This is a genomic window from Paraclostridium sordellii (genome assembly GCF_000953675.1).
GTDB classification, from domain to species: domain Bacteria; phylum Bacillota; class Clostridia; order Peptostreptococcales; family Peptostreptococcaceae; genus Paraclostridium; species Paraclostridium sordellii.
In genome coordinates, this window is the sequence record NZ_LN679998.1 from 3,391,396 (window position 1) to 3,391,651 (window position 256).

Consider the following 256-nt stretch of genomic DNA (forward strand, 5'->3'; position numbering starts at 1 on the left):
AAATTCGATTCCGTAAGTAGCGGCGAGCGAACGCGGAATAGCCCAAACCAGTGAAGTTTTCTTTGCTGGGGTTGCGGACACATCATCAACAAGAGGTCATCGTAAACGAAGAGAGTTGGAAAGCTCCGCTATAAAGTGTAATAGCCACGTAGTTGAAACGAGAAGACTTTAGATGTGATCCAGAGTACCACGGGACACGTGAAACCCTGTGGGAAGCAGGAGGGACCATCCTCCAAGGCTAAATACTACTTAGTGA